Here is a 25,043-nt window from a genome sequence, read left to right on the forward strand (position 1 = left end):
ATATGGTTCAAAATCGCGCTTTCAGTGCTCGTTTTCGACGGTTTGGAGGTTTTTTTGTCCTCAGGGCGTGATTTTTGCTGATTTGGAATCGCAAAATTGACGCCTAAAGTCGGTTTTTTTGACGCATGTTCTGTCGTTTCATCGAGTGTTATTGCCTAATCACTTGAAAACGCTTGAAACTTCCTTTTTTACCTCGCTGTCCAAGGCAGTTGATAGGTTGCCAACGCTCTGCTACATCCACGCTGATTTTGACGCCCCACCAGATTGTGGGGAGACCTCACGCCCCCGGACGCCACCTGCAAGGGTTAGCCAACCGGGGCCAATATCGGAAGGGTGGACGTGTCCGAACCAGCTTCGATCTCCGCAGGCATTGCCGCGCGCTATGCCACCGCGATCTTTGAGATCGCCGAAGAGAGCAAGGCGCTTGATAGCCTTGAAACCAGCATCAATGACCTGTCTGCCGCTCTGGCGGATAGTGAAGATCTCCGCGACCTGATCACGTCACCCCTGGTGTCGCGTCAGGAGCAGGGGGCTGCGATCACCGCAATTGCCAAGAAAATGGGCCTGGCCCCGGTTCTGGCAAATGCGCTGTCGCTGATGGCCGAAAAGCGCCGCCTGTTTGTGGTGCCTGCGCTGCTTGAGGCTCTGCGCGCACGCCTGGCCGAAACCCGTGGTGAGATTACCGCCGATGTCACATCGGCAAAGGCGCTGACCAAGACCCAGAGCGAAAAGCTGGCCAAGACACTGGCCGAACGCACCGGGAAAAAGGTCGTGATCAATGCAACCGTCGATGAAAGCATCATTGGCGGTCTTGTCGTTAAAGTGGGCTCGAAGATGATCGACAGCTCGATCCGCTCCAAGCTCAACTCCCTACAGAACGCAATGAAAGAGGTCGGATAAATGGGTATCCAAGCAGCAGAAATTTCTGCGATCCTGAAAGACCAGATCAAGAATTTTGGTCAAGAAGCCGAGGTGGCAGAAATTGGCCGCGTGCTGTCCGTTGGTGACGGTATTGCCCGCGTCTACGGTCTCGACAATGTCCAGGCCGGCGAGATGGTCGAATTCCCCGGCGGCATCATGGGCATGGCGCTGAACCTCGAATCCGACAACGTCGGTATCGTTATCTTCGGCTCCGACCGTGACATCAAAGAAGGTGACACCGTCAAGCGCACCAACTCCATCGTGGACGTTCCCGCTGGCCCCGAGCTCCTCGGCCGCGTAGTCGACGGTCTGGGCAACCCGCTGGACGGCAAGGGTCCGATCAACGCATCCGAGCGCAAGGTTGCCGACGTGAAGGCACCGGGCATCATCCCGCGTAAATCGGTTCACGAGCCGATGGCAACCGGCCTGAAATCGGTTGACGCGATGATCCCGATTGGCCGTGGCCAGCGAGAGCTGATCATTGGTGACCGTCAGACCGGTAAAACCGCCGTTGCGCTGGACGCCATCCTGAACCAGAAAGTCTACAACGACGCCGCTGGTGATGATGAATCCAAGAAACTGTACTGTGTTTACGTCGCGATCGGCCAGAAGCGCTCGACCGTGGCCCAGCTGGTGAAGAAGCTGGAAGAAACCGGTGCGATGGAATACTCGATCGTGGTTGCCGCAACCGCGTCCGAACCGGCTCCGATGCAGTTCCTGGCGCCTTACGCCGCGACCGCGATGGCCGAATACTTCCGCGACAGCGGCAAGCACGCGCTGATCGTTTATGATGACCTCTCCAAGCAGGCCGTGGCCTATCGCCAGATGTCGCTGCTGCTGCGTCGTCCGCCGGGCCGTGAAGCCTATCCTGGTGACGTTTTCTACCTGCACTCCCGCCTGCTGGAGCGTTCCGCGAAGCTGAACGAAGAATTCGGTGCCGGCTCGCTGACCGCGCTGCCCGTGATCGAAACCCAGGGCGGCGACGTGTCCGCGTTTATTCCGACCAACGTGATTTCCATCACCGACGGTCAGATCTTCCTGGAAACCGAACTGTTCTATCAGGGCATCCGTCCTGCTGTGAACACCGGTCTGTCGGTGTCGCGTGTGGGCTCCTCGGCTCAGACCAATGCAATGAAATCCGTTGCTGGTCCGGTTAAGCTGGAACTGGCTCAGTACCGCGAAATGGCAGCCTTTGCACAGTTCGGCTCCGATCTGGACGCCGCGACCCAGCAGCTGCTGAACCGTGGTGCCCGCCTGACCGAACTGATGAAGCAGCCGCAGTACGCACCGCTGACCAACGCCGAGATCGTTTGTGTGATCTTTGCAGGTACCAACGGTTACCTCGACAAAGTCGACGTGAAAGCAGTCGGCCGTTACGAGGCTGGCCTGCTGGCGCATCTGCGCAGCAAGCACCAGGACCTGCTGGATTGGATCACCAACGAAGACCCGAAGATCAAGGGTGATGCAGCCGACAAGATCAAAGCAGCTCTGGACGCGTTCGCAGCTGACTTCGCTTAAGGGGGGATCAGGCGTTGCCTAACCTTAAAGACCTTAAAAACAGGATCGCGTCGGTCAAATCGACCCGCAAGATCACCAAGGCCATGCAGATGGTCGCGGCCGCAAAACTGCGCCGCGCCCAAGAGGCCGCCGAAGATGCACGTCCCTATGCCGAACGGTTCAATGCCGTTATGGCCGGGCTCGCCGCATCTGTCGGTGGCAGCGATTCTGCACCCAAACTGCTTGCCGGCACCGGTAGCGACCAGGTTCATCTCCTGGTCGTGCTGACCGCCGAACGCGGGCTTTGCGGGGGCTTCAATTCCAACATCGCCAAGCTGGCCCGGGTGGAAGCCCAGGCGCTGAAGGCGGCGGGTAAGACTGTCAAGATCCTGACAGTCGGCAAAAAAGGCCGGGACGCGATGAAGCGCGACCTTGGCGAATATTTTGTCGGCCACGTGGATCTGAGCGACGTCAAACGTGTTGGCTATGCCAATGCGCAGGACATCGCCAAGGACGTTCTGGCCCGCTTTGATGCCGGGGAATTCGACGTTGCGACGCTCTTTTATGCGCGGTTCGTGAACGTTGTGACCCAGGTGCCGACAGCCCAGCAGGTGATCCCGGCGTCGTTCGATGCCACGGAAGACGCGGCTGCGACCAGCTCTGCGGTTTATGACTACGAGCCCAGCGAAGAGGCCATTCTGGCCGACCTGCTGCCGCGCGGCGTCGCAACGCAGATCTTTGCAGCGCTGCTGGAAAATGGGGCCTCCGAACAGGGTGCCCGGATGAGCGCGATGGACAACGCGACCCGCAACGCGGGCGAGATGATCGACAAGCTGACCATCGAGTTCAACCGCTCGCGTCAGGCCGTGATCACCAACGAGCTGATTGAAATTATTTCGGGCGCCGAGGCGCTCTAAAAGAAAACCGGAGACGAAACATGGCAAATGCAAAAGGCAAGGTGACCCAGATCATCGGCGCCGTTGTGGACGTGCAATTCGACGGCCACCTGCCGGCGATCTTGAACGCGCTGACCACCGACAACAATGGTAAGACCCTGGTTCTGGAAGTTGCCCAGCACCTCGGTGAAAACACCGTCCGTACGATCGCGATGGACGCGACCGAAGGTCTGGTTCGCGGTCAGGCTGTTGCCGACACCGGCGCACCGATCTCGATCCCCGTCGGCAACGCGACCCTGGGCCGCATCCTGAACGTCGTGGGTGAGCCCGTGGACGAGCAGGGCCCGGTGAACGCAGCGGAGACCCGTTCGATCCACCAGCCCGCACCCGAGTTCAGCGACCAGTCCACCGAATCCGAAGTGCTGGTAACCGGCATCAAGGTGATCGACCTTCTGGCCCCCTACGCCAAGGGTGGTAAAATTGGTCTGTTCGGCGGCGCCGGCGTTGGCAAAACCGTTCTGATCATGGAACTGATCAACAACATCGCAAAAGTGCACTCGGGCTTCTCCGTGTTCGCCGGTGTTGGTGAGCGGACCCGTGAAGGCAACGACCTCTACCACGAGATGATCGAATCCAACGTTATCAAGCCCGATAACCTGGAAGAATCGCAGGTGGCCCTGGTTTACGGCCAGATGAACGAGCCTCCGGGTGCGCGTGCCCGTGTTGCTCTGACCGGTCTGACCCTGGCGGAACAGTTCCGTGACCAGTCGGGCACCGACGTTCTGTTCTTCGTGGACAACATCTTCCGCTTCACCCAGGCGGGTTCCGAGGTTTCGGCTCTGCTCGGCCGTATTCCTTCGGCTGTGGGCTACCAGCCGACGCTGGCCACCGACATGGGTGCGATGCAGGAACGCATTACCTCCACCAAGAACGGTTCGATCACCTCGATCCAGGCTGTGTATGTTCCCGCGGACGACCTTACCGACCCGGCACCGGCAACCACCTTTGCCCACCTGGACGCGACCACCGTTCTCAACCGTTCGATCTCGGAACTGGGTATCTACCCGGCTGTTGACCCGCTCGACTCCACATCGCGCCTGATGGACCCGTCCATCGTGGGCGAAGAGCATTATGCTGTGGCCTCCGACGTTCAGCAGATCCTTCAGCGCTACAAGTCGCTGCAGGACATCATCGCGATCCTCGGCATGGACGAACTGTCCGAAGAGGACAAGCTGACCGTGACCCGCGCGCGTAAGATCCAGCGCTTCCTGTCCCAGCCGTTCGACGTTGCAAAGGTCTTTACCGGCGCAGACGGCAAGCAGGTTCCGCTTGAGGACACGATCGCGTCGTTCAAAGCCGTTGTGGCTGGCGAATACGACCACCTGCCCGAAGGCGCCTTCTACATGGTTGGCGGCATCGACGAGGTGATCGCTAAAGCCGAGAAAATGGCTGCTGACGCGGCCTAAGGAGGGCCCTGATGGCTGATACGATGCAATTCGACCTCGTGAGCCCGGAGCGCCGCCTGGCGTCGCTCCCGGTGACCGCGGTAATGATCCCCGGCGCGGAAGGCGACATGACGGCTATGGCCAACCATGCGCCGACCATCACCACGCTGCGTCCGGGTGTCCTGCGGGTTGAAGGCCCGCAAGGCACATCGGAATATCTGGTCACCGGTGGCTTTGCTGAAATCGGCGCTGACGGTCTGTCTGTCCTTGCTGAGAAGGCAATCCCCATGGACCAGCTGACGCGCGCGCAATTGGACGAGCTGATTGAAGAGGCCCGCACGACCTACAAGACCGTGCAGGAAACCGATCAACCGCATGGTCTCGTTGAAGACGCGGCCAAGCTGCTCGCTGACATGGAAGCCCTGGGCACCCACATGAGCCTCTGATCCGTCAGAGCCATGGCAAAACACGATAAACCGGCCCCTTGCGGGCCGGTTTTGTTTTTTGGCAGAGTTGCACGACAGGCGGCGCACTCGCCCGCGCCCTGTGCACCAGGCTTTGCGCAGGTCGGGCGGTGCGCAGAGCGGGCAGGGAAGAGATCGGGCAGGGGTTCAGGGGGCGGAAACAGTATGAAACGTGTACAGAGCCCCCGCCTTGGGGTGGATCAGGGCGATATCGAGATCTTCTCGGAGTTCGAGAATGGCGGCAGCATGTGGACCGGAACCGGCCCGCGCGAACGCCGTCGCGAGGTGCGCTTTTCCGAGCCCTTTGCCGAACTGCCTGCGGTGCATCTCTCCAGCTCGCTGGTGGACATCGATTCAGGGGCCGCCATCCGGGCGGAGCTGGTCGCCGAGAAGGTCACCCACCAAGGATTTGACGTGGTGTTTCGCACCTGGAATGACAGCCGCGTCGCGCGGATCCGGGCCTCCTGGCTGGCGATCGGAACGCTGCCCTTTGCCGATGACTGGGACGTTCCCTAACACGGGTCTTTGTCGCGGTCAAAACGGGTCAGACCCGGAAACGCGGGCAGCCAGCTCTCGCGGCGCAGGCACCAGCCTTCATAGCTTGGCAGCAGCCCGTCCGTGGTTTCGAGCGCACCCAGATGCAGTTCGATCTCATTGCCGCTTCGGGCAAAAACCGACGAGCCGCAGATACCACAGAAATGGCGCCCCCTGTAATGCTGCGGCCTGCCATCAACAGTGACAGCCGATGCCGGGAAAATCGCAGCCGCGTAGAACAACGCGCCATGGTGCTTGCGACAGTCGCTGCAATGGCAGATGCCAACCCGGAGCGGCGCACCGGAGGCGTTGATACGGATGGCGCCGCACAGGCAGCTGCCCTGATGGTGCTGCATCCTCCTGCCTCCCCGCTTTAAGCCACGCGCCAAGCCTAGCGTGCTGGGCGGCGTGCCGTCGATAGCGGCAAGACGAAAAACCCCACGCGCCGGGTTCCGGGTGTGGGGTCAAAGAGCTTGGCCGATTGGCGGCGCGGTTTAGCCGTTGCGCGACAGCGACTCGTAGATCGGAACCAGCGTCTTGTCCTCGAACAGAGAGGACACGGAGGTGCCGTGCCAGATATTGAGAATGGCCTGAGTGAACAAGGGCGCGGTCGGCAGGATGCGAATATTCGGCGCGCCAAGGACCGCTTCGGTCGGCTGAATGGTGTCGGTCAGCACCAGCGATTTCATCACCGAGTTTGTCACGCGCTCAACAGCCGGGCCGCTCATCACACCATGGGTGATGTAGGCGTGGACCTCCTTGGCCCCATTGTCGAGCAGCACCTGCGCCGCCTTGCACAGGGTGCCGGCTGTGTCGCACATGTCGTCGATGATCAGGCAGATCTTGTCGGTGACATCGCCAATCACGGTCATTTCGGCGACCTCGCCGGCTTTCTCGCGGCGTTTGTCGACGATCGACAGAGGCGCGTTGATGCGCTTTGCCAGTTCACGGGCGCGGGCCACACCGCCGACGTCCGGTGACACGACCATGAGTTCGTCCATGCTGTCCTTGAACTGGTTTTTCACATCCAGAGCAAAAATCGGCGAAGCATAGAGGTTGTCGACGGGGATATCGAAGAAGCCCTGGATCTGGGCCGCGTGCAGGTCCATTGTCAGAACCCGTTCGATGCCCGCACCGGTCAGCATATTCGCCACCAGCTTGGCCGAGATCGGCGTGCGGGCCTTGGTGCGGCGGTCCTGGCGGGCATAGCCGAAATAAGGGATCACGGCGGTGATACGCTGGGCAGAGGAGCGGCGCAGGGCATCTGCGATGATCAAGAGCTCCATCAGGTTGTCATTGGCCGGGTTCGAGGTCGGCTGAATGATGAACATGTCCTCACCGCGGACGTTCTCATAAACCTCGACGAAGATTTCGCCGTCGTTGAACCGCTCGACCCGGGCATCTACGAGGCCCTGATCAACGCCGCGGTGCATCGACATGCGGCGGGTAATGGTTTCGGCAAGCGGAAGATTGGCGTTCCCAGCAATCAGCTTGGGTTCGTTCAAAGTCGGCATTGGCTGTTATCCCCAGGCAGCAATGGCAGTGTGACAGATTCGTGATGTTGAACCCCGCTTAGCATGGGCGTACCGTCGCGCCTAGATTTAATGCGGGAGAACAGGCCCATGGTGGCAAACGACAGGGCAGGGGAAACCTGCTGGAGTTGCGCAGAGGAGCAGCGAAGAAGGACCTTGGTTGACGGTGGCATCGCGACCGCAAAAGGGCAGTCATGATGGCGGAAATCTCGGCCGGGCTGGCGCAGCCCGTGGTCACCCATTCCTTTGGTCGCGGCAATCGGCAGGTTCTGGGAGTCCATTGCTCCCTTGCCCATTCCGGTGCCTGGCGTGGTCTGGCGACCATTCTGGAAGAACATGTGACGATCTCAAGTTTCGACATGCTGTCGCACGGGCGCAGTCCCGATTGGGACGGTGAGGGGCTTTTGCAACTGCGCAATGCCGAGGCCGGGCTGGCCCTGATCGAGTCGGAGAATCTGGCCAAGGACGGGCCGATTGACCTGCTGGGCCATTCCTTTGGTGCCACGGTGGCGCTGGCAATGGCGCAGATGCGGCCTGACCTGGTGCGCTCTCTGGTGATGATCGAACCTGTGTTTTTTTCGCTGGGGACAGCGACGACGACCGATCCCGAGGCGCTTGAGGCGCTGCGCCGGGACCACATGACCGTTCGCGAAACCTATCTCAACGGTGATGTGGAGCAGGCGACTCGCCTGTTCAACCGGGCCTGGGGAGCAGGCCATCCGAAATGGCCAGATTTGCCCGAAAGCGCCCGCAGCGCCATGGTCCGCAGTTTTCCAGCGGTCATGGCCTGCGATACGCAGATCTACGACGATATGCTGGGCGTGCTGGAACCGGAAAAGCTGGCGCTGCTGACGATGCCCTGTCTGCTGATTGATGGCGGCAAAAGCCAGCCCATCATGCATGAGGTCATTCGCGCTCTTGCCGCACGACTGCCGGAGGTGACCTGCCGAAGGGTCGAGGCGGCGGGACATATGCTGCCGATCACACATCCGGCCGAGACGGCGGCTCTGCTGCAAAGCTTCTGGCCGGACGTGGCGCTGGCGCAGGCCTAGGCCCTAACCGATGCTGCGCGGCCCCGAGCGGGCGTTCCCGTAGCAAGAACCCGAAGCGCGCCAGAGGCGGCTTCGGGTTTTTCAGCTTGCGACGTCAGGGCGCGTGAGTTGGCCTCAGAGATCGGTCACCGTGGTGACGGTTTCGCGGAAATAGTCAATCTTGCCGTCCTTCTGATGGGACAGGATGAAGGTCACGCTTTCCACCATACGATCCCGCACGGCGTAGTGATAGCGCTGCTGGAACCGGGTGTTATACCAGCCATCCCCCAGATCCTGTGATGTCAGATCCACGATTTTTGTTCCCTGAGGGAAAACTTCGGGGCCAAGCCGGGACAGGATCACGCCAAAGCCCTCGATATCGGTGGCCTGTTGCCAGCTGACGTCGACGCCATCGCTGTCGCGGTAATGGTCGATGCGAAAATCGATATCCGGCGCGATAAAGCCCATCAGGGCGGGGTCGCCTGCCTCGAACAGGCGCAGCAACTGCTCGATTTCGGGGGCGGTTGCGGCTTGGGGCGCGGGGGCGAGGGTGGTTGCGGACATGATGCTCTCCTGTTGAGTGGTGCCGACAGGATGGCAAAGATACCGACTATAGGGAATTGCTCTGGAGGCTATCCATGTTATAGTTTGAAGCTATGGATGATCTGACACCGCTACGATATTTCCGGGCTGCCTATGAAATGGGAACCTTCAGTGCTGCGGCACGGGCCTGCGAGGTGCGCCAGCCCTCGGTCTCGGCGGCAATTGCCCGACTTGAGCAACGGTATGGCGGCCCGGTGTTTCGGCGCGGTCGGGATGGTCTGACGCCAACCGCGCTCGGGCACGAACTCTATCAGCAGGCAGGTGGGGTGCTGGCGCAGATGAGCCAGCTTGAGGCGCGGCTAAAGGGGCATGTCGCGCAAACGGTAAGGGTGTTCTGCGCGCCCGACGTCTTGATGGCGGCATTTGAGGATGGGCTGGCCCGGATCCGGCGGGCGGAACCACAGGCGCAGTTTCAGTTTACCGAGGATCCCACGCAGGCGGATCTGCATTTTGCGGCTGAGAGCTGCCTGCCACGGGGCTGCGGTTTTCATCCGCTCTGGCAGGAGCGCTATGGTCTCGGTCTGCCCTCCGGGCATCCTCTGGTGGCAAAACCGCAGCTGACGCTGGCAGATCTTGCGGATGAGGCCCTGATTGCGCGCCCCTATTGCCCCAGCGCGGACCGGTATCTGGCTGAACTGGCGCGGGATGACGGCGGGACGGGGCTGCGGGTGGCGGCCAGCGCGATACATGATGCCCAGCTGATGGATCTGGTGGCTGCCGGTTTGGGAATGGCGCTGATGCCAATGTCCCATGGCGATGCTCACAGGGGCATTGTGCTGCGGGAGATTTCGGACGTCGACCCGGTAACGCGGGTGGTTGGTGTCGGCTATCGCAAAACAGGATTTGCCGACGCTATGGCGCGGCATTTCCTGAGCCGCCAGAGCTTCATGGGTGCTGGCGCCGGGGGTGGCAGCGCTCCGGGTGGCGGGCCTGCGATGACCGCTGAGCCGATGTGACCGGGAGCCGCCGGTGGGCGGCAAACCGGCGTCCCATTAGGAGGTGGCGGCCCAACCGCGATATGTGTCAGAGAAGCGCGAGAAACGCGTCTATTTGGTCGTCTTCTATGGACCAGTCGCAGACGAACCGCGCGGTGACCTCTTCGTCCGCTGCGCCTTCCAGGCCGCCGTCCCAAAGGTGATAGACCGCGCCGGCGTCGAACAGCCGCTGGTGGGTGGCGCGTGGCAGGGCGGCAAAGATCATGTTGGCCTGCGGATCATGGCTGAACCGGGCGCCTTTGCTGCGCAACCCGTCCGCCAGACGCGCTGCCTTGGCATTTGCCGCGCGGGCGTTGTGCAGCCAGAGATCATCGGTCAGATAGGCCAGCATCTGCGCTGACAGATAGCGATGCTTGGAGAACAGATGCGCCCCGCGTTTGCGGCGATATTCGAACTCCTGAGCTTTGGCAGGGTCAAAGAAGATCACCGCCTCAACCCCCATGCAGCCGTTTTTGGTGCCGCCAAAAGACACCGCATCCACGCCTGCCTTCCAGGTCATCTCGGCGGCGGTGCAGCCCAGCGTCACCAGCGCATTGGTGAAACGTGCACCATCCAGATGCACCGGCAGACCGTAGGATTTTGCAACCTCGCAGAGCGCGCGCAGCTCTTCGACCGAATAGACCGTGCCAAATTCCGTCACCTGCGTGATCGAGACGGGACCGCGCTGCGGCCCGTGGACGCCGCGATTTTCCTCGCCCTCAAGGGCTTGGCGCAGATCGGCGGGGGTCATCTTGTCAGCATCGGTCACCAGCGTCAGCTTGGCGCCGCCGGTGTAGAACTCAGGCCCGTTGCATTCATCGACGTTGATATGGGCCTGTCGGGTGCAGAACAGCGTCTGCCAGGGCTGCGACAGGGTCGAAAGGGCCAGTACATTGGCGGCCGTGCCGGTTGCGACGAGGTAGATCGCTGCGTCCGGGGCGTCAAAGATCTCGCGGATGCGGGTGGTGACCTGTGCCATCTCGTCATCTGCACCGTAGCCCATGGCATAGCCAGTGTTGGCCGTTGCAAGGGCTGCCAGAATTTCAGGATTGGCCGGACCGGAGTTGTCAGAGGCGAAATGCATTTAGAGCGGCTCCTCGATTATATGCTCTTCCCAGTCTTCTTCGGGAGTGTCGAATTCCGATACGGTCCAGCCCCGCACCGAAACACCGGCCTCATGCACGCTTGCAGGATCACCGGTGATCAGCGGGTGCCAGTCGGGCAGCGGCTTGCCTTCCCAGAGCAGGCGATAGGCGCAGGTCTGTGGCATCCAATAGGCGTGGGTGTCCAGATTGTCGGGCTTCAGCACGATACATTCGGGGACAAACTGATGGCGGTTCTCGTAATGGGCGCAGCGGCAGGTGGCATCATCCAGCAGACGGCAGGCAACCCGGGTCAGCGCCACTTCGCCGCTGTCTTCATCCTCCAGCTTGTTCAGGCAGCATTTGCCACAGCCATCGCAGAGCGCTTCCCACTCGCGGTTGTTGAGCTTTGTCAGCGGCTTCTTTTCCCAGAAGCGCTTGCCCAGCCCGTTGCGGTCAATGCCCTGGCTCATAGCGCCGCCAACAGCTGGCGCGCCGTGATGCAATCAGCGTCCATCTGGGCCAGCAGCCCCTCCAGCCCGTCAAAGGTCATTTCCGGGCGCAGGTATTCGACCAGCCCCACAGACAGCGTCGCGCCGTAGAGGTTGCCGGTGAAATCGAACAGGAAGGTTTCAATATTGGGATGGCTGCCATCGAACATCGGGCGCACTCCGACGGAGGCTGCGCCATGATAGCTGCCCCGATAGGGGCCATCCAGCACATCGACCAGCACGGCATAGACGCCAAAGGCGGGCTGATGCAGCCCGTCGATCGACATGTTCGCGGTGGGATAGCCCAATTCGCGGCCGCGTTGTTCGCCGCCAATGACCTCGCCTTCGATCCGGTGCCAATGGCCGAGCATATTGGCGGCATCGCGCGGCCGCCCGTCGCTGAGCGCGCGGCGGATGGCGGTGGAGGAGACCGTGTCCTCGGAATATTCCATCAGCGGCGCCACGGTGACGCCGAACCCCATCTGGTCGCCAAAACGCTGGAGATCGTCGGCAGAGCCGGCGCGACCCTTGCCGAAACAGAAATCCGAGCCGACGACGACATGACGCAGGCCTAGACCGTCGGCAATCACCTTGCGGGCAAAGCCCTCGGGCGTGAGACCGGAGAGGGCGGCATTGAAATTCAACTGGTAGAGACGCTCCACCCCCAGTTTTTCCAGCCGCGATGCCCGGGCTTCGGCCGACATCAGGCGAAACGGCGGGGCATCGGGGGCGAAGAACTCCCGCGGGTGAGGTTCGAAGGTCAGGACCCCGAGCGGCGCCTCGGGCACAGCGTCGCGGGCCAGGTCGATGACCGATTGATGGCCGCGATGGACACCATCGAAATTGCCGATGGCGGCAGAGGCCCCACGATCCTTTGGATCTACGAATTGAAAGTCACGGATAATGCGCATGGCCACTGCCTAGCTGCGCCGGGGCGCGCTTGCAAGAGCCATGCCACGGGGCGCCACAGCTTGGCGGCCATCGCGTCAGTCGAACTTGCGTGACGGCGCCATCACCATGGCTTCGCCGACCAGCACCTTCTTGCCCTCCACCATGCAGCGGCAATCCAGCTTGACCCGGCGTTTGTCGATCTCGATGCCGGTCACCTCGACCTCCGCAAGCACGAGATCGCCGGGGCGGACGGGGGCAAGAAACTTCAGGGACTGGCTCATGTAGATGGTGCCATGGCCGGGCAGTTGCTCGCCAATTACGGCAGAGATCAACCCGGCAGTCAGCATCCCATGGGCGATGCGCCCCTGAAACATGGTGTCCTGCGCGTAATCTTCATCCAGATGCACCGGGTTATGGTCGGTTGAGACCTCGGCAAACATCTCGATATCCTTGTCCGTCACCTCTTTGCGCAGATAGCGGACCATCCCCATTTCGATATCTTCGATGCAGATCGTTCCGCGCGGAAAATTGTCCAACATATGCCTCTCCTGTTGCCGTTGCTCTGCGAAAAATTGCGCGGTGCTGTCTATGGGTTGCGGGTCGAACCTGAAACAATCGGGCAAATGCAGACTTGTTACGGCAACTTTATTACTTTGCAGTCGCAGAAAGGCAAGTGTTTTCTCCGTTAGCGCAATCTGCCGATAGAATAGGTCGGTGCAGATTTTTCCTTTTCCAAATAGGTGCTTAGCGCGGCTTCATCGGGCTGGTGGTCGGTTTTGGTCTCTTTTGCTGCAAGTCCACCTGTAATGAAGAGTGAGTCCAGACCTTCGCCCATTGCGCCCGAGATATCGGTGTGGGGGCCGTCACCGATCGCCAATATGTCACGGTCGGCGATATCCAGGCCCAGCTCCGCCAGACGCCGCCGCGCCAGATCGTAGATCGGCGGGTGGGGCTTGCCGAAGTACAGGCTCTCGCCGCCCATTTCCGTATAAAGCCGCGCCAGCGCCCCGGCGCACCATTCGCGCGTCTCGCCGCGATCAACCACGATATCGGGATTGGCGCAGAGTAGTTTCAGCCCCATCTGCTTGGCATAAAGGAAGTCGGGGCGGTTCACATCCGGGTCGGCCTGCGTATCGAAGGGGCCGCAGCAGACAATGCCCTCGGCCTCCTTCAACGGAACGCGGGTCACATCAATCGGATCGTCCAGCATCTTCAGCGGCTCAAAGAAGCCGGCATCGCGCTCCCATTCCCCCATGAAATAGACCTTGCGGCCAACGGCACCGCTGAACATGGCGGCGCGTGCGGAATCGCCGGAGGTGGCAATGGTGTCATAGGCATCCTGAGGGACGCCGAAGTCGCCAAGCTGTGCCGCAACCCCCGCCCTTGGCTTGGGCGAGTTGGTCACCAGCACAACAACACCGCCTGCCGCGCGAAAGGCCTGCAAGGCAGCGACGGCCTCGGGGTAGGCGGTGATACCGTTGTGCACACAGCCCCAAAGATCGACAAACAGGGCTTTGTACTGGCTTGAGACCTCGGCGAGGGAGGCAATGAGTCGGGTCATGGGACAGGTCTTTCACATGGGATTTCGGCTGTTCAAGCTATGCCAGAGCCTGCGGAATTTGACCAGATCGGCGATGTTTCCGGTTTTTTAACAACAGAGGCGTAGAACAGGTCGAGGCTACAACCCAGAGGTGTGCGGTAATGTTTCGAACGATGTCAACAAAAACCCGATTTATTATTTCGGGTGCGGTATCCGTTTTTGCGATTGTTATATTGGCTCTGATATCTGTCTACAGCCTGTGGCAAAGCGAACTGGAGCTTGAGCGGCAGATTGATGTAACCAAAACGGTGCGCCACGAGCTGAAGGTCGACCTCCTGCATGAAGAGTTGCACGCGGAAGTGATCTATCTCGTGTTTGCCGGGGATCATGCGACCGCAGCCGAGAAAGAGGCGCTGCGCGCACGAGTGGTCCAGGCCAGCGAGGAGCTTCGCAAGAATCTGGAATTGTTGAAAAACGATTCCTTGCCACCAAAGGCGCTGGCGCAGGTCGAGGGGATGGTGGCGGAGGTTGATACCTTTGTCGGTCAGGGCGTCGCCCTGGCAGAGCTGGCCGTCACCGACCCGGTCGCCGCGGAGGCTGCTGTCGATGCCTTTCAGGACAGTTACGCGGCCCTCAATGAGAAATTGCACCCGTTGAGTGACTGGATTGAAACCTCGGCGGTCGAAACCGCAAAGGCGGCGCGGGCACATGACATGCTTCTGCTTTATGTCCTCCTGGGAACATCCGCCCTGTTGGTCTTGGTGACGCTCTATAACGCGCGCAAGATGACCATGAACACTGTGCGCCCGATTGATCGGCTGCGCGAAGCCCTGCGCGAAGTCGCAGAAGGGGATTTTGGCATCAAGGTCGCTGAGCGGATGCGCGGTGACGATTTTGGCGAGATCGCCCGCGATATCGACCGTGTGTCGGCCCGGGTCATCAGCGAGCTGGAGAAACAGAATACGCTGCGTGTGGAGGGTGAGCATGTCATCGACCGGCTGCGTCAGGGCCTGCAGGCGCTGGCGTCCGGGAACTTCAGCGTTCGCATCGCAGAGAGCTTTGGCGAGGCCTATGATCCGCTGCGGATGAATTATAACGAAACGGTCGATAAACTGAATGAGGTGATGGCCCAGGTGGTCAAGGCAAGCGCCGCGATCCAGGCGCAATCCGATGAAATCCGGTCCGGTGCTGAAGACATGTCTGCCCGCACCGAAAGCCAGGCGGCCACGCTGGAGCAAACGGCTGCCGCACTGGAAGAAATGACGGTCAGTGTCAACAACTCCGCCCAGAACGCCAAAGCCGTCGAAAGCGCTGTGGATTCCGCGCGCAAGGATGTTGAAAACAGCGGCCGGGTCGTGGAGGGCGCGATCGAGGCGATGAATGAGATCGAACGCTCGTCCGGGCAGATTTCGCAGATCATCGGCGTGATCGACGACATTGCCTTCCAGACCAACCTGCTGGCATTGAACGCTGGTGTCGAGGCGGCGCGGGCAGGTGAGGTCGGCCGCGGTTTTGCCGTCGTCGCCTCCGAGGTGCGCGCCTTGGCGCAACGGTCATCGGATGCCGCCAATGAGATCAAGTCGCTGATTTCGGCCAGCACCAGAACAGTGGAAGAGGGCGTGGAGAAGGTCGATAGCGCCGGCAAGGCCCTGTCACAGGTTGTCGGCGAGGTGGTCAATATCGCCACGCTTGTCTCTGGTATCTCTTCGGAATCCGGTGAGCAGGCGCAGGGGCTGAACGAAATCAATATCGGTGTTGCCCAGCTGGACAATGTCACCCAGCAGAATGCCGCGATGGTTGAGGAATCCGGCGCTGCCATCCTGAAGATGAACAGCGAGACCTATGGTCTGAACCAGATCGTCAGCCAGTTTGTTCTGCTCTCAGCAGATGGTGCCGCAGGCCGCGCACCCTCAGCGGCGGAGCGCGCAGCGGCCGTTGTCGAAGCAGGTCACCCGGATGAGGAGCGTTGGGAAGACTATAACGAAGTCTCCGCCCATGGGCCTGTTTCCGGCGATGGCATCGATGACTGGGACACCGACCGCGCATCGCTGCACAAGTCCGTGGGGTCGAAAGCAGGGGATGCCGGTGACGATTGGGCGGATCGGGATGCGGTTGCCAATTTCGCCTGACGGCCTGACGGCCTGAGCGCCTGATAGTCGTCTGTGGGGAACGGTAGGCAGCTGACCACGCGCCGGTTTCAGGCTTGCCGCCTGCCGCGCGTGGCGGCCTGTCACCTGGGATCGGGCGTCAGCTTCGCCCGGTGCAATCTGAACCGACCGGCCTCGGTCAGCCGATGCCTGTGAGCGAATCGGGCGCCCGCGACTTTATGGCAGGATTGCCTGCGCCAATGCCTTTGCATGACGGAAATGCCAATGCCGGTCGATAGATCCACGTCACCTCTGGCGGTGCTGGCTCCTTTGCCGAGGCGCTGACGCCGGTCGCGGCGCTTTGGCCCCTTTTGCACCGGGGCGGGCTGGGATGACTTAGGTATCCGTGACTTACTTTCGCCCTGAGGCGTGATTTGCTGGAGTGTCATCCGGGGACCGCGACACGGGCAACCACAGCAATTGGTCAATGCGCACCGCAGATGCGGCAAACAGAGGTCCGCGGGGATCCGCAAGAGGGTGGCGATCGCTCTGCGCGTGCTACCAGCACCTGGTTGCCGGTCGATCGAAACACGCGGTGGTATCACCCGGAGATCGGACCGCCGGCTACTGCAGGTCCATCATAAAAGATGCGGGCCTCCTTAGAAGACCCGCATCTTTCGCATTTCATAGGCTCGAAGGCGCCGGGCCTTAGATTGCCAGATTGGGGATGATCTGTTTCTTGCGGCTCATGATCCCCGGCAGCACAACGCTATCGCCCTCCGCTGTGGCGCCAAAGCTCTTGGCGGCGAGGGTTTTCACCAGGTCGTTGGGCACCAGAAGGGTGGCTTCTTCCTTCAGGATATCCACCACAAAGAGCAGAACCTGATCAACGCCATCTTCGGCAGCGACGGTTGTCATGGTTTCCATCAGCGACGCCTTGCGATCCAGCACCACGGCGGGAGCGGTGGTTTCCAGAACCGAGACCCGGAATTTGGTGCCTTCGACCGCGTATTCCTTGGAATCCATCCGCAGCAGCTCTGCGTCGGAGAAGGCCGAAACATCGGATTTCGCGGCAAACATCTCGGCGGCATAGGTGGCGATATCGACGCCGAGATCTTCGGCCAGGCTATAGGCCACGGCTTTGTCTTCCTGGGTGGTGGTCGGCGAGCGGAATTCCAGCGTGTCGCTCAGAATGCAGGTCAGCATCGCGCCTTTGATGTCGCGTGGTGCCTGCGCCAGATCGCTGCCGATCATTTTCCACATGATGGTCGCGGTGCAGGCGACCGGCTCGATGCGGATGTCGATGGGGCCTTTGGTTTCCAGCCCGCCGACCAGTTTATGATGGTCGATGATCGCACGAACGTCAGCACCATTGATATTGGCGGGCAGTTCAGCCGGGTTGTTGGTGTCGACGATGACGACAGGCTGATCATCGGCCACATCGCTGATGATCTCCGGCTTTTCCAGCCCCCAGTGTTGCAGCATGAAGGCCGCTTCGGTGTTGGGCTCGCCCAGCAATTTCGGAGCGGCTTCGACGCCTTTGATCTGGTTCAGATACCACGACCAGATGATGGCGGAGCCGGTGGAATCGGTATCGGGGGATTTATGGCCGAAGACGAAGGTAGTCATTGAAGTGTGTCCTATGCAGATGCCGGAATTTTGCGCGTCTTATAGGTGGGGGCGGCGATCTTGTCACCCCGGCCCGTTGTCTCGTCAATGCAGCTATGCCGTCCGTGCAGACCAGGGCAGCGCAGGCGCGCCAAGGGCGCCAATGGCTGCGGATCATAGCCCTGATTTGGCGAATGGCTTTTCCTCGGCTGCGGCTGGGGGTAGCATTGCGCCATGACCCGCGAAGATCAGCTTTATCCGCCCGTGAAGGCCCTGTTGGAACAGCAGGGGTATACCGTGAAGGGGGAGGTGGGGGCCGCTGATGTGGTTGCCTGCCGGGGCGATGAACCACCGGTTATTGTCGAGCTGAAGTTGCGGTTTTCACTGTCGCTGTTCCATCAGGCGATCACGCGGCTTGCGCTGAGCGACCTCGTTTATATCGCTGTGCCGAAACCCGCTGGCCGCCAGGCGCGGCGGGTGCTGAAGGACAATCTGGCGATGTGTCGGCGTCTAGGGCTGGGGCTGATCACGGTTCTGCCGGATGGTCGGACGGAGGTCCAGTGTGATCCGGGGCCTTATGCGCCGCGAAAATCTGCCAAGAAACAGGCGCGGCTGCTGCGCGAATTCCAGCGCCTGCAGGGGGATCCGAATGCCGGTGGGGCCACTCGCCACGGGATCGTGACCGCCTATCGCCAGGACGCCCTGCGCTGTGCCGCCCATCTGGCAGACCACGGGCCGAGCAAGGGGGCCGCAGTGGCTAGGGCAGCGGGCGTCCCGCAGGCCACCCGGATCATGGCGAGCAATCACTATGGCTGGTTCATGCGGGTCGCCACCGGCATTTATCAACTGACCGAGGCCGGTCAGGCGGGGCTGGTTCATTGGGCGCATAGCTGGGAAGCGCTGGGGGCCGACGATGGGACAGCGGCCGAGGTGGGCCCTGCGTGATGGCCGCGGCAGAATATTGCCATAATATTTCCCAACCAACCTGTTGACAGGACCGCACGCCCTGCCTAGCTATTCCTTCGTTAGCACTCGGCAGTATTGAGTGCTAACACCCTCTGCGGGGAGCAGGGGGGCGAGACAACAACCTTTGAGCCTTTAAGGAGCTACAAAGATGGCATTGAAACCGCTTCATGACCGCGTGCTGGTCCGTCGCACCGAAAGCGAAGAAAAAACCGCCGGTGGTCTGATCATCCCTGATTCCGCCAAGGAAAAGCCGAGCGAAGGCGTCGTCGTCGCAACCGGCGAAGGCGCACGCAAGGACAGCGGCGAGCTGATCGCAATGGCTGTTTCGGCTGGCGACAAGATCCTGTTCGGCAAATGGTCCGGCACCGAGGTCACCGTCGACGGCGAAGAGCTGCTGATGATGAAGGAAAGCGACATCATGGGCATCATCGAGTAAGACACCGGGTTTTTCCCAAGTCTGCTCTGATCTCTGATCGCTTAAACCCACAGAATTTCTCTAGGAGAGTAAAAAATGGCTGCTAAGGACGTCAAATTCGACACCGATGCCCGCAACCGTATGCTGCGTGGCGTCAACATTCTGGCCGACGCCGTGAAAGTGACCCTGGGCCCGAAAGGCCGCAACGTGGTTCTGGACAAATCCTTCGGCGCACCGCGCATCACCAAGGACGGCGTGTCCGTGGCGAAGGAAATCGAACTGGAAGACAAGTTCGAGAACATGGGCGCCCAGATGGTGAAGGAAGTTGCTTCCCGCACCAACGACGAAGCCGGTGACGGCACCACCACCGCAACCGTTCTGGCCCAGGCCATCGTCAAAGAAGGCCTGAAGCAGGTTGCAGCCGGTCTGAACCCGATGGACCTGAAGCGCGGCATCGACCTGGCAACCTCCAAGGTTGTTGAAGCGATCAAAGCCTCGGCCCGCGACGTGAAGGACAGCGACGAAGTTGCGCAGGTTGGCACCATCTCCGCCAACGGTGAAGCAGAAATCGGCCGTCAGATCGCTGACGCGATGCAGAAAGTCGGCAACGAAGGTGTTATCACCGTCGAAGAAAACAAGGGTCTGGAAACCGAGACCACTGTTGTCGAAGGTATGCAGTTCGACCGCGGCTACCTGTCGCCCTATTTCGTCACCAACCCCGACAAGATGGTTGCAGAACTCGACGACTGCATGATCCTGCTGCACGAGAAGAAACTGTCGTCGCTGCAGGCAATGGTTCCGCTGCTTGAGCAGGTGATCCAGTCGCAGAAACCGCTGCTGATCATCGCTGAGGACGTCGAAGGCGAAGCGCTGGCAACCCTGGTTGTCAACAAGCTGCGCGGCGGTCTGAAAATTGCTGCTGTCAAGGCTCCGGGCTTCGGCGATCGCCGCAAGGCCATGCTGCAGGACATCGCAATCCTGACCGGCGGCCAGGTCATCTCCGAAGATCTGGGCATGAAGCTCGAGTCCGTCACCATGGACATGCTGGGCACCGCCAAGAAAATCGAAATCACCAAAGACGAAACCACCATCGTTGACGGCGCTGGCGAGAAGGCCGAGATCGAAGCACGCGTTGCCCAGATCCGCACCCAGATCGAAGAGACCACCTCTGACTACGACCGTGAGAAGCTGCAAGAGCGCGTTGCCAAACTGGCAGGCGGTGTTGCCGTGATCCGCGTCGGCGGCATGACCGAAGTGGAAGTGAAAGAGCGCAAAGACCGCGTCGACGATGCTCTGAACGCAACCCGCGCAGCCGTGCAGGAAGGCGTCATCGTTGGTGGTGGTGTTGCTCTGGTTCAGGCCGGCAAGGCACTGGACGGTCTGGAAGGTGCAAACTCCGACCAGAACGCCGGTATCATGATCGTTCGCAAGGCCATCGAAGCGCCGCTGCGCCAGATCGCCGAGAACGCCGGTGTTGACGGTGCCGTGGTTGCGGGCAAGATCCGTGAATCCTCTGACAGCAGCTTTGGCTACAACGCCCAGACTGATGAATATGGTGACATGTTCTCCTTCGGCGTGATCGACCCCGCCAAAGTGACCCGCACCGCGCTGGAAGATGCAGCCTCGGTCGCAGGCCTGCTGATCACCACCGAAGCCATGGTTGCCGACAAGCCCGCCAAAGAAGGCGCGGCAGGTGGCGGCATGCCCGACATGGGCGGCATGGGCGGCATGGGCGGCATGATGTAATCACAAATCCCCTTGGGATTTGGGATGAGGCAAAAGGCGATTGGCTGCAGGTTTGTTATCTGGGCCAATTCGCCGGAAGCCCACCGCTGATGACTGGAAGAATTAGGGGCTGCCGTCGGGCGGCCCCTTTTCATTTCGGCGGGGAGAGAGAAGGCCCGCCTTGCGGGCCTGCCTCCGGCGGGAGTATTTTTGGAAAGGTGAATGAGGGGGGGGCGTCGCAGCGTCGGCATGTTTGGCCAGAAAGAGGGGATGATGCCTCTTGTCTCTTCTCTTTTCGTTTTCGAAACAAAGGCCTAAAGTTGCCGCCATGGTCAAAGCAGTTTTTATTCAGTCCTCGCATTCGGGTTATGACGACCAGCCTGGAAAAGCGTATCATTTCCCGAAGAAGCTCTATTTGAGCCGGGTCGAGCAAACCGTGGGCGACTGGGTCATCTTCTACGAGGGGCGGCGCGGCGGCGGTAAAGGGTACCATGCTGTACAGCGTGTCCTGAAGGTGCAGGATGACCCTGAGGACCCAGCATTGGCCTATGCGCTGCTGGACACAGGCAGCGAGCTGTCCTTTGAGAATTTTGTTCCCCGATGGGTAGAGGGGCAAGGACCCTATGAAACCGGGCTGCCACGGTCGCGCGGCAGCAACACAAGCGCGGTGCGGCTGATCTCCGACGCGGATTTTGCGCGCATTATCAATGCCGGCCTGACTGCGCGCGAAGAGCCGAATGCCATTCCGCGAACCGGGGATTTCACCGCGGAACCTGGTTTTGCCGAAGCACAGGTCGCTTTTGAATCCCCAAATGGACCTCGCGAAATGCTGCTGTCCCAGCGGGCCTTCCGGGATCGCAGTTTTGCAAGACAGGTCAAACATGCCTATGGCGGCCGCTGTTCGGTGTCGGGGTTGGAGTTGCGCAATGGCGGCGGGCGGCCGGAGGTCGAGGCCGCCCATATCGTGCCGGTTTCGGAATCTGGTCCGGACACGGTGCGCAATGGGCTGGCCCTGTCGGGAACGGTGCATTGGATGTTTGACCGAGGTCTTTTGTCGATCAGTGACGACAATGAGGTGCTTGTTGCGAAGAAGGCGGTGGATGACGCGACGCTGGATCGTTTGCTGCTGCCGGACCGGCGATTGATTGAGCCTGTGAACCCCGCATTCAAACCACACAGATCATATCTCCGCTGGCATCGGGAGAATGTCTTTAAGGGTTAGAGGCGCTTCGGGGCACATGTTCAGTCGAAGCTAGATCTCTGACACGAAAATATCACTGGCCCGAAGTTGGTTTGCACGATAGCAGCCAGTTCATGCGCCTGTTTCTTCTTGTCTTCCTCACCATGGTGGCCTTTGCCGCCAATTCCATCCTCAGCCGACTGGCGATCGGAGGCGGGCATATGGAGGCTACAAGCTTTGGCCTTTTGCGCGTGCTGTCCGGGGCGGTCACGCTGGTTGGGCTCTGTGCCCTCAGCGGGCTGTCGCTGAGACGTGATCGACGCCAGACCTTCTGGGGGGCGGCGGCGCTTACGACCTATATCGTCGGGTTCTCCATCGCCTATGAGGACTTGGATGCAGGGCTTGGCGCGCTGATCCTGTTCGGCGTGGTGCAGGTGTCGATGTTCCTGTGGGGGGCGCTGCGGGGCAGTCCGGTCGCGCCGGGGCAGGTCGCTGGCGCGGCAATTGCTCTGGTCGGGCTTGCTGCGGTGGTCTGGCCGACCGACGGTGTGCCAGCGGCGCCGCTGGGGGCCTCATGCCTGATGGCGCTGGGCGGTCTTGGATGGGCGGGCTACAGTCTGCTCGGACGGGGCGCAAAGGCGCCACTGGCGGCAACGGCTGTGAATTTCGCGGCGGCGAGCGTGATCATGGTGCCCGCAGTGCTGATCTTCGGCGCGGACGTCGTCATCTCTCCATGGGGCGTGGTGCTGGCCATTGTGTCCGGCGCAGTAACCTCGGGCCTTGGCTATGCGCTCTGGTATCACGTCTTGCCACAGCTTGCGCCCGCCGTGGCTGCCACGGTTCAGCTGTCGGTGCCGGTGATCGCGATCCTCGCCGGTGCGGTTGTGCTGGGAGAGGTGATTGGCCTGCAGCTGACCATTGGCGCGATCACTGTTCTGGGCGGTATTGCAATCGTCGTCCTGTCTGGGCCGGGGCGCAGGCGGGCGGCTGGCATCCCGGCGGGCAAAGAGGGCTAAGGCGCCGCGTCACGGCTCTGGGAATCGCGGTCTGCTCTTTCCGTTGAGGTGAAATGCCCCTATCTGCGGTGTCACGACCCCTTGAGACCGCGAGCACAATGACCCGACATTCCACCACTTTCTTAGCCAGTATTTCGGCATGTGTCGCCGCGATCCTGTGTCTTGCTCCGGGATTGGCCCGTGCAGATTGCGCGATCCTGCTGCACGGTCTGGCGCGCAGCGAAATCTCGCTGGCGGTTATGGGGCAGGTGCTGGAGGCGCGCGGCGTCAAGGTCGTGACACCCGGGTACCCGTCAACCGACAAACCGGTGGCGGTGCTTGCCGCGGAGACGCTGCCGGATGCGGTCGGGCAATGTGCGGAGCAGATATCACAAGGCGAGCAGATCCACTTTATCACCCATTCGATGGGCGGCATCCTGCTGCGCCACTGGTTGCGGGAAAACCGGCCAGAGGCGCTGGGGCGGGTGGTGATGCTGGCCCCTCCCAACCACGGCAGCGAATTGGTGGACGAACTGGGCGACTGGGAGGTCTTTGGCCTGTTGAACGGGCCTGCGGGGCTGCAGCTGGGAACCGGCGAGGACAGCCTGCCCAACCAGCTGCCTGCTGCCAGTTTCCCGGTTGGGATCATCGCCGGGCGCTTCTCGCTCAACCCGGTGTTTTCGGCCATCATTCCGGGGCCGGATGACGGCAAGGTGTCGGTGAAGAGCACATATCTGGAGGGCATGGCGGATCACATCGTGTTGCCCGTGACCCATACTTTCATGATGAATAATCCGCAGGTCATTGCGCAGGCGTTGCATTTCCTCGACAGGGGGCGCTTTGACCCCGATCTGACATGGTTTGAGTCCATCACGGGTGAGATAGAGGAGGCCTGTGCCGGTGGTCGGTGCAGCGCCGATGGGGATCAGCTGCAAGGGGAGGCCCGGCCATGAGCACGCTTGAACTGACATTGACCGGTGCAGATGTACTGCGCCCGGACGGGATGGAGCGCGGTGGCGTGCTGGCGCTGGCAGCAGGTCGGATCCAGGCCGAGCGGGCGGGGCGGCAGATTGACCTGACCGGATATCGGATCCTTCCGGGGATCGTTGACTGTCACGGCGATGGGTTCGAACGTCACCTCGCGCCCCGGCGCGGTGCCATGAAACAGATGGTCGAAGGGGTGATCGCCGCAGAGGCAGAACTGGCGGCAAACGGCATCACAACCGGTGTTCTTGCCCAGTTCTACTCCTGGGAGGGGGGGCTGCGCGGTCCCGACTTTGCAGATCAGGTCTTTGAAGGGATCAAATCCGCAAAACCCCGTGTCGTTACCGATCTGATTCCGCAGCTGCGGTTTGAAATCCACCTGCTGGAGGCCTACGATGATCTGCCGGCACTGATCGCGGGGTGGCAGGTCCCCTATGTCGTCTTCAACGATCACCTACCTCATGACCGGCTTGCGCAAGGAAAAAAGCCCCCGCGGTTGACCGGCCAGGCGCTCAAGGCAGGGCGTAATCCGGAGGTTCACTGGCAGATGTTGCAGCAGATGCATGCCCGCAGACCCGAAGTGCCCGCGGCGCTGGATCAGCTGGCCGCAAAGCTTCAGGCCGCAGGCGTCTGTTTGGGCAGCCATGATGACCATACAGCGGATGACCGCATCACCTGGCGCCACCGCGGCGCGCGGATCTCCGAGTTTCCCGAAACAATGGAGGCCGCAGAGGCCGCGACATCAGCGGGCGACCCTGTCATCCTCGGCTCACCCAATGTGGTGCGCGGAGGCTCACACAAGGGCAATGCCTCGGCGCTTGATCTGATCGCCATGGGGCTCTGCGATGCGCTCGCCTCCGACTATCACTACCCCAGTCCGCGCCGGGCGGCTCTGATGCTTGAGAAAACCGGTGTTCTGGATTTTGCTTCAGCCTGGAGGCTGGTGTCAGCAGGCCCGGCGCGTATCCTCGGGCTGGAGGATCGCGGAGAGCTAAGGCCCGGACAACGCGCCGATCTCGTGATCCTTGACGCCCAGGGTGGTGTTGCAGCCACGCTCTCGGGCGGCAGGGTCAGCTATATGAACGGCGATGTGGCAGGCCGCTTTCTGGTCTGACAGATCCGCCGCGTCGCCGGGAGGGGAGCGCCGCGCATCAGGCCGGATGGCCCTCTTTGCGGCGCGTA

Annotated in this window: 25 protein-coding genes; 16 read left to right on the forward strand and 9 right to left on the reverse strand. The window is 61.1% G+C overall.

Translation table 11 applies throughout. From position 1 onward, the window contains the following. Nucleotides 1-339: 339 nt before the first annotated feature. From VWZ81_RS01520 to VWZ81_RS01545, 6 genes are all read left to right on the forward strand, one after another. Nucleotides 340-900: a F0F1 ATP synthase subunit delta gene (locus VWZ81_RS01520; RefSeq protein WP_340546255.1), complete on the forward strand. Its 561-nt coding sequence runs from the start codon at nucleotides 340-342 to the stop codon at nucleotides 898-900. Then, on the forward strand, nucleotides 901-2,439 hold the full coding sequence (gene atpA, locus VWZ81_RS01525; protein WP_340546254.1) for a F0F1 ATP synthase subunit alpha: 1,539 nt from the start codon (nucleotides 901-903) through the stop codon (nucleotides 2,437-2,439). It abuts the gene before it with no gap. Nucleotides 2,440-2,453: 14 nt separating this feature from the next. Then, on the forward strand, nucleotides 2,454-3,335 hold the full coding sequence (locus VWZ81_RS01530; protein ID WP_340546253.1) for a F0F1 ATP synthase subunit gamma: 882 nt from the start codon (nucleotides 2,454-2,456) through the stop codon (nucleotides 3,333-3,335). A 20-nt stretch (nucleotides 3,336-3,355) separates the two neighbouring features. Next, complete coding sequence (atpD, locus tag VWZ81_RS01535; protein WP_340546252.1) at nucleotides 3,356-4,780, forward strand: F0F1 ATP synthase subunit beta; 1,425 nt, start codon at nucleotides 3,356-3,358, stop codon at nucleotides 4,778-4,780. A gap of 11 nt (nucleotides 4,781-4,791) precedes the next feature. Next, complete coding sequence (locus tag VWZ81_RS01540; RefSeq protein ID WP_340546251.1) at nucleotides 4,792-5,205, forward strand: F0F1 ATP synthase subunit epsilon; 414 nt, start codon at nucleotides 4,792-4,794, stop codon at nucleotides 5,203-5,205. A gap of 183 nt (nucleotides 5,206-5,388) precedes the next feature. Next, complete coding sequence (locus VWZ81_RS01545; RefSeq protein ID WP_416541877.1) at nucleotides 5,389-5,739, forward strand: H-type lectin domain-containing protein; 351 nt, start codon at nucleotides 5,389-5,391, stop codon at nucleotides 5,737-5,739. On the opposite strand, the gene VWZ81_RS01550 is transcribed toward VWZ81_RS01545, so the two are convergent. Together VWZ81_RS01550 and VWZ81_RS01555 are read right to left on the reverse strand one after the other, a co-directional pair. Further along, nucleotides 5,736-6,113: a GFA family protein gene (locus VWZ81_RS01550; protein ID WP_416541878.1), complete on the reverse strand. Its 378-nt coding sequence runs from the start codon at nucleotides 6,111-6,113 to the stop codon at nucleotides 5,736-5,738. The two genes, VWZ81_RS01545 and VWZ81_RS01550, sit on opposite strands and share 4 nt — an antisense overlap. A gap of 138 nt (nucleotides 6,114-6,251) precedes the next feature. Then, complete coding sequence (locus VWZ81_RS01555; protein ID WP_340546248.1) at nucleotides 6,252-7,271, reverse strand: ribose-phosphate pyrophosphokinase; 1,020 nt, start codon at nucleotides 7,269-7,271, stop codon at nucleotides 6,252-6,254. A 215-nt stretch (nucleotides 7,272-7,486) separates the two neighbouring features. Here VWZ81_RS01555 and VWZ81_RS01560 point away from each other — a divergent pair, with 215 nt between their 5' ends. Continuing rightward, complete coding sequence (locus VWZ81_RS01560) at nucleotides 7,487-8,341, forward strand: alpha/beta fold hydrolase (protein ID WP_416542440.1); 855 nt, start codon at nucleotides 7,487-7,489, stop codon at nucleotides 8,339-8,341. A 114-nt stretch (nucleotides 8,342-8,455) separates the two neighbouring features. Here the strand turns inward: VWZ81_RS01560 and VWZ81_RS01565 are convergent, their stop codons facing one another. Beyond that, the gene (locus tag VWZ81_RS01565) at nucleotides 8,456-8,884 is read right to left on the reverse strand and encodes a hypothetical protein (protein WP_416541879.1); all 429 of its coding nucleotides are present in this window, start codon (nucleotides 8,882-8,884) and stop codon (nucleotides 8,456-8,458) included. 92 nt (nucleotides 8,885-8,976) lie between these two features. Here VWZ81_RS01565 and VWZ81_RS01570 point away from each other — a divergent pair, with 92 nt between their 5' ends. Next, the gene (locus VWZ81_RS01570; RefSeq protein WP_416541312.1) at nucleotides 8,977-9,879 is read left to right on the forward strand and encodes a LysR family transcriptional regulator; all 903 of its coding nucleotides are present in this window, start codon (nucleotides 8,977-8,979) and stop codon (nucleotides 9,877-9,879) included. A 67-nt stretch (nucleotides 9,880-9,946) separates the two neighbouring features. Here VWZ81_RS01570 and VWZ81_RS01575 read toward each other — a convergent pair whose 3' ends face one another. The 5 genes from VWZ81_RS01575 to VWZ81_RS01595 form a co-directional block, all read right to left on the reverse strand. Further along, the gene (locus VWZ81_RS01575) at nucleotides 9,947-10,981 is read right to left on the reverse strand and encodes a threonine aldolase family protein (RefSeq protein WP_416541880.1); all 1,035 of its coding nucleotides are present in this window, start codon (nucleotides 10,979-10,981) and stop codon (nucleotides 9,947-9,949) included. Beyond that, entirely contained in the window at nucleotides 10,982-11,452 is a 471-nt protein-coding gene (locus VWZ81_RS01580) for a YcgN family cysteine cluster protein (RefSeq protein ID WP_340546244.1), read from the reverse strand. Continuing rightward, the gene (locus VWZ81_RS01585; RefSeq protein ID WP_340546243.1) at nucleotides 11,449-12,381 is read right to left on the reverse strand and encodes a bifunctional riboflavin kinase/FAD synthetase; all 933 of its coding nucleotides are present in this window, start codon (nucleotides 12,379-12,381) and stop codon (nucleotides 11,449-11,451) included. Before VWZ81_RS01585 ends, VWZ81_RS01580 begins: the two co-directional genes overlap by 4 nt. A gap of 75 nt (nucleotides 12,382-12,456) precedes the next feature. Then, nucleotides 12,457-12,900, reverse strand: coding sequence for a MaoC family dehydratase (locus VWZ81_RS01590; protein ID WP_416534992.1), 444 nt, complete (start codon nucleotides 12,898-12,900; stop codon nucleotides 12,457-12,459). A 146-nt stretch (nucleotides 12,901-13,046) separates the two neighbouring features. Beyond that, nucleotides 13,047-13,922 (reverse strand): TIGR01459 family HAD-type hydrolase, encoded by an 876-nt coding sequence (locus VWZ81_RS01595; RefSeq protein ID WP_416541881.1) that lies wholly within the window; start codon nucleotides 13,920-13,922, stop codon nucleotides 13,047-13,049. A gap of 140 nt (nucleotides 13,923-14,062) precedes the next feature. On the opposite strand from VWZ81_RS01595, the gene VWZ81_RS01600 reads away from it, so the two are divergent. Next, nucleotides 14,063-16,030 (forward strand): methyl-accepting chemotaxis protein, encoded by a 1,968-nt coding sequence (locus VWZ81_RS01600; RefSeq protein WP_416541882.1) that lies wholly within the window; start codon nucleotides 14,063-14,065, stop codon nucleotides 16,028-16,030. A 666-nt stretch (nucleotides 16,031-16,696) separates the two neighbouring features. On the opposite strand, the gene VWZ81_RS01605 is transcribed toward VWZ81_RS01600, so the two are convergent. Next, nucleotides 16,697-17,617 carry a manganese-dependent inorganic pyrophosphatase gene (locus VWZ81_RS01605; RefSeq protein ID WP_416541883.1) on the reverse strand — a complete coding sequence of 307 codons (921 nt, stop codon included), beginning with the start codon at nucleotides 17,615-17,617 and terminating at the stop codon, nucleotides 16,697-16,699. Nucleotides 17,618-17,830: 213 nt separating this feature from the next. Between VWZ81_RS01605 and VWZ81_RS01610 the strand changes: the two genes are divergently transcribed. The 7 genes from VWZ81_RS01610 (at nucleotide 17,831) to VWZ81_RS01640 (ending at nucleotide 24,975) form a co-directional block, all read left to right on the forward strand. Then, a complete protein-coding gene (locus VWZ81_RS01610) occupies nucleotides 17,831-18,541 on the forward strand; it encodes a DUF2161 domain-containing phosphodiesterase (protein WP_416541308.1) in 711 nt (236 codons plus the stop codon). Between the two features lie 169 nt (nucleotides 18,542-18,710). Further along, nucleotides 18,711-18,998, forward strand: coding sequence for a co-chaperone GroES (locus VWZ81_RS01615; RefSeq protein ID WP_340546237.1), 288 nt, complete (start codon nucleotides 18,711-18,713; stop codon nucleotides 18,996-18,998). Nucleotides 18,999-19,073: 75 nt separating this feature from the next. Continuing rightward, nucleotides 19,074-20,723, forward strand: coding sequence for a chaperonin GroEL (gene groL / locus VWZ81_RS01620; protein WP_416534997.1), 1,650 nt, complete (start codon nucleotides 19,074-19,076; stop codon nucleotides 20,721-20,723). Between the two features lie 307 nt (nucleotides 20,724-21,030). Further along, nucleotides 21,031-21,924, forward strand: a complete 894-nt coding sequence (locus VWZ81_RS01625; protein ID WP_416541884.1) for an HNH endonuclease — start codon at nucleotides 21,031-21,033, stop codon at nucleotides 21,922-21,924. 92 nt (nucleotides 21,925-22,016) lie between these two features. After that, a complete protein-coding gene (locus tag VWZ81_RS01630) occupies nucleotides 22,017-22,898 on the forward strand; it encodes a DMT family transporter (protein ID WP_416541885.1) in 882 nt (293 codons plus the stop codon). A gap of 98 nt (nucleotides 22,899-22,996) precedes the next feature. Beyond that, nucleotides 22,997-23,830 (forward strand): esterase/lipase family protein, encoded by an 834-nt coding sequence (locus tag VWZ81_RS01635; RefSeq protein ID WP_416541886.1) that lies wholly within the window; start codon nucleotides 22,997-22,999, stop codon nucleotides 23,828-23,830. Then, nucleotides 23,827-24,975, forward strand: coding sequence for an alpha-D-ribose 1-methylphosphonate 5-triphosphate diphosphatase (locus tag VWZ81_RS01640; RefSeq protein ID WP_416541887.1), 1,149 nt, complete (start codon nucleotides 23,827-23,829; stop codon nucleotides 24,973-24,975). The genes VWZ81_RS01635 and VWZ81_RS01640 overlap by 4 nt, the downstream gene beginning before the upstream one ends. Nucleotides 24,976-25,043 lie beyond the last annotated feature (68 nt).

The organism is Phaeobacter sp. JH20_34 (assembly GCF_048056095.1).
Classification (GTDB): Bacteria; Pseudomonadota; Alphaproteobacteria; order Rhodobacterales; family Rhodobacteraceae; genus Phaeobacter; species Phaeobacter bryozoorum.

Bases quoted from the DNA above. Each gene is read 5' to 3' on its own strand.
- VWZ81_RS01580 (WP_340546244.1), bottom strand. From the start codon at position 11,452: ATGAGCCAGGGCATTGACCGCAACGGGCTGGGCAAGCGCTTCTGGGAA.
- atpD (WP_340546252.1), top strand. From the start codon at position 3,356: ATGGCAAATGCAAAAGGCAAGGTGACCCAGATCATCGGCGCCGTTGTG.
- VWZ81_RS01550 (WP_416541878.1), bottom strand. From the start codon at position 6,113: ATGCAGCACCATCAGGGCAGCTGCCTGTGCGGCGCCATCCGTATCAAC.
- VWZ81_RS01625 (WP_416541884.1), top strand. From the start codon at position 21,031: ATGGTCAAAGCAGTTTTTATTCAGTCCTCGCATTCGGGTTATGACGAC.
- VWZ81_RS01615 (WP_340546237.1), top strand. From the start codon at position 18,711: ATGGCATTGAAACCGCTTCATGACCGCGTGCTGGTCCGTCGCACCGAA.
- VWZ81_RS01640 (WP_416541887.1), top strand. From the start codon at position 23,827: ATGAGCACGCTTGAACTGACATTGACCGGTGCAGATGTACTGCGCCCG.
- VWZ81_RS01610 (WP_416541308.1), top strand. From the start codon at position 17,831: ATGACCCGCGAAGATCAGCTTTATCCGCCCGTGAAGGCCCTGTTGGAA.
- VWZ81_RS01600 (WP_416541882.1), top strand. From the start codon at position 14,063: ATGTTTCGAACGATGTCAACAAAAACCCGATTTATTATTTCGGGTGCG.
- VWZ81_RS01605 (WP_416541883.1), bottom strand. From the start codon at position 17,617: ATGACTACCTTCGTCTTCGGCCATAAATCCCCCGATACCGATTCCACC.
- VWZ81_RS01560 (WP_416542440.1), top strand. From the start codon at position 7,487: ATGGCGGAAATCTCGGCCGGGCTGGCGCAGCCCGTGGTCACCCATTCC.
- VWZ81_RS01585 (WP_340546243.1), bottom strand. From the start codon at position 12,381: ATGCGCATTATCCGTGACTTTCAATTCGTAGATCCAAAGGATCGTGGG.
- VWZ81_RS01555 (WP_340546248.1), bottom strand. From the start codon at position 7,271: ATGCCGACTTTGAACGAACCCAAGCTGATTGCTGGGAACGCCAATCTT.
- VWZ81_RS01595 (WP_416541881.1), bottom strand. From the start codon at position 13,922: ATGACCCGACTCATTGCCTCCCTCGCCGAGGTCTCAAGCCAGTACAAA.
- groL (WP_416534997.1), top strand. From the start codon at position 19,074: ATGGCTGCTAAGGACGTCAAATTCGACACCGATGCCCGCAACCGTATG.
- VWZ81_RS01570 (WP_416541312.1), top strand. From the start codon at position 8,977: ATGGATGATCTGACACCGCTACGATATTTCCGGGCTGCCTATGAAATG.
- atpA (WP_340546254.1), top strand. From the start codon at position 901: ATGGGTATCCAAGCAGCAGAAATTTCTGCGATCCTGAAAGACCAGATC.
- VWZ81_RS01575 (WP_416541880.1), bottom strand. From the start codon at position 10,981: ATGCATTTCGCCTCTGACAACTCCGGTCCGGCCAATCCTGAAATTCTG.
- VWZ81_RS01635 (WP_416541886.1), top strand. From the start codon at position 22,997: ATGACCCGACATTCCACCACTTTCTTAGCCAGTATTTCGGCATGTGTC.
- VWZ81_RS01540 (WP_340546251.1), top strand. From the start codon at position 4,792: ATGGCTGATACGATGCAATTCGACCTCGTGAGCCCGGAGCGCCGCCTG.
- VWZ81_RS01590 (WP_416534992.1), bottom strand. From the start codon at position 12,900: ATGTTGGACAATTTTCCGCGCGGAACGATCTGCATCGAAGATATCGAA.
- VWZ81_RS01545 (WP_416541877.1), top strand. From the start codon at position 5,389: ATGAAACGTGTACAGAGCCCCCGCCTTGGGGTGGATCAGGGCGATATC.
- VWZ81_RS01630 (WP_416541885.1), top strand. From the start codon at position 22,017: ATGCGCCTGTTTCTTCTTGTCTTCCTCACCATGGTGGCCTTTGCCGCC.
- VWZ81_RS01565 (WP_416541879.1), bottom strand. From the start codon at position 8,884: ATGTCCGCAACCACCCTCGCCCCCGCGCCCCAAGCCGCAACCGCCCCC.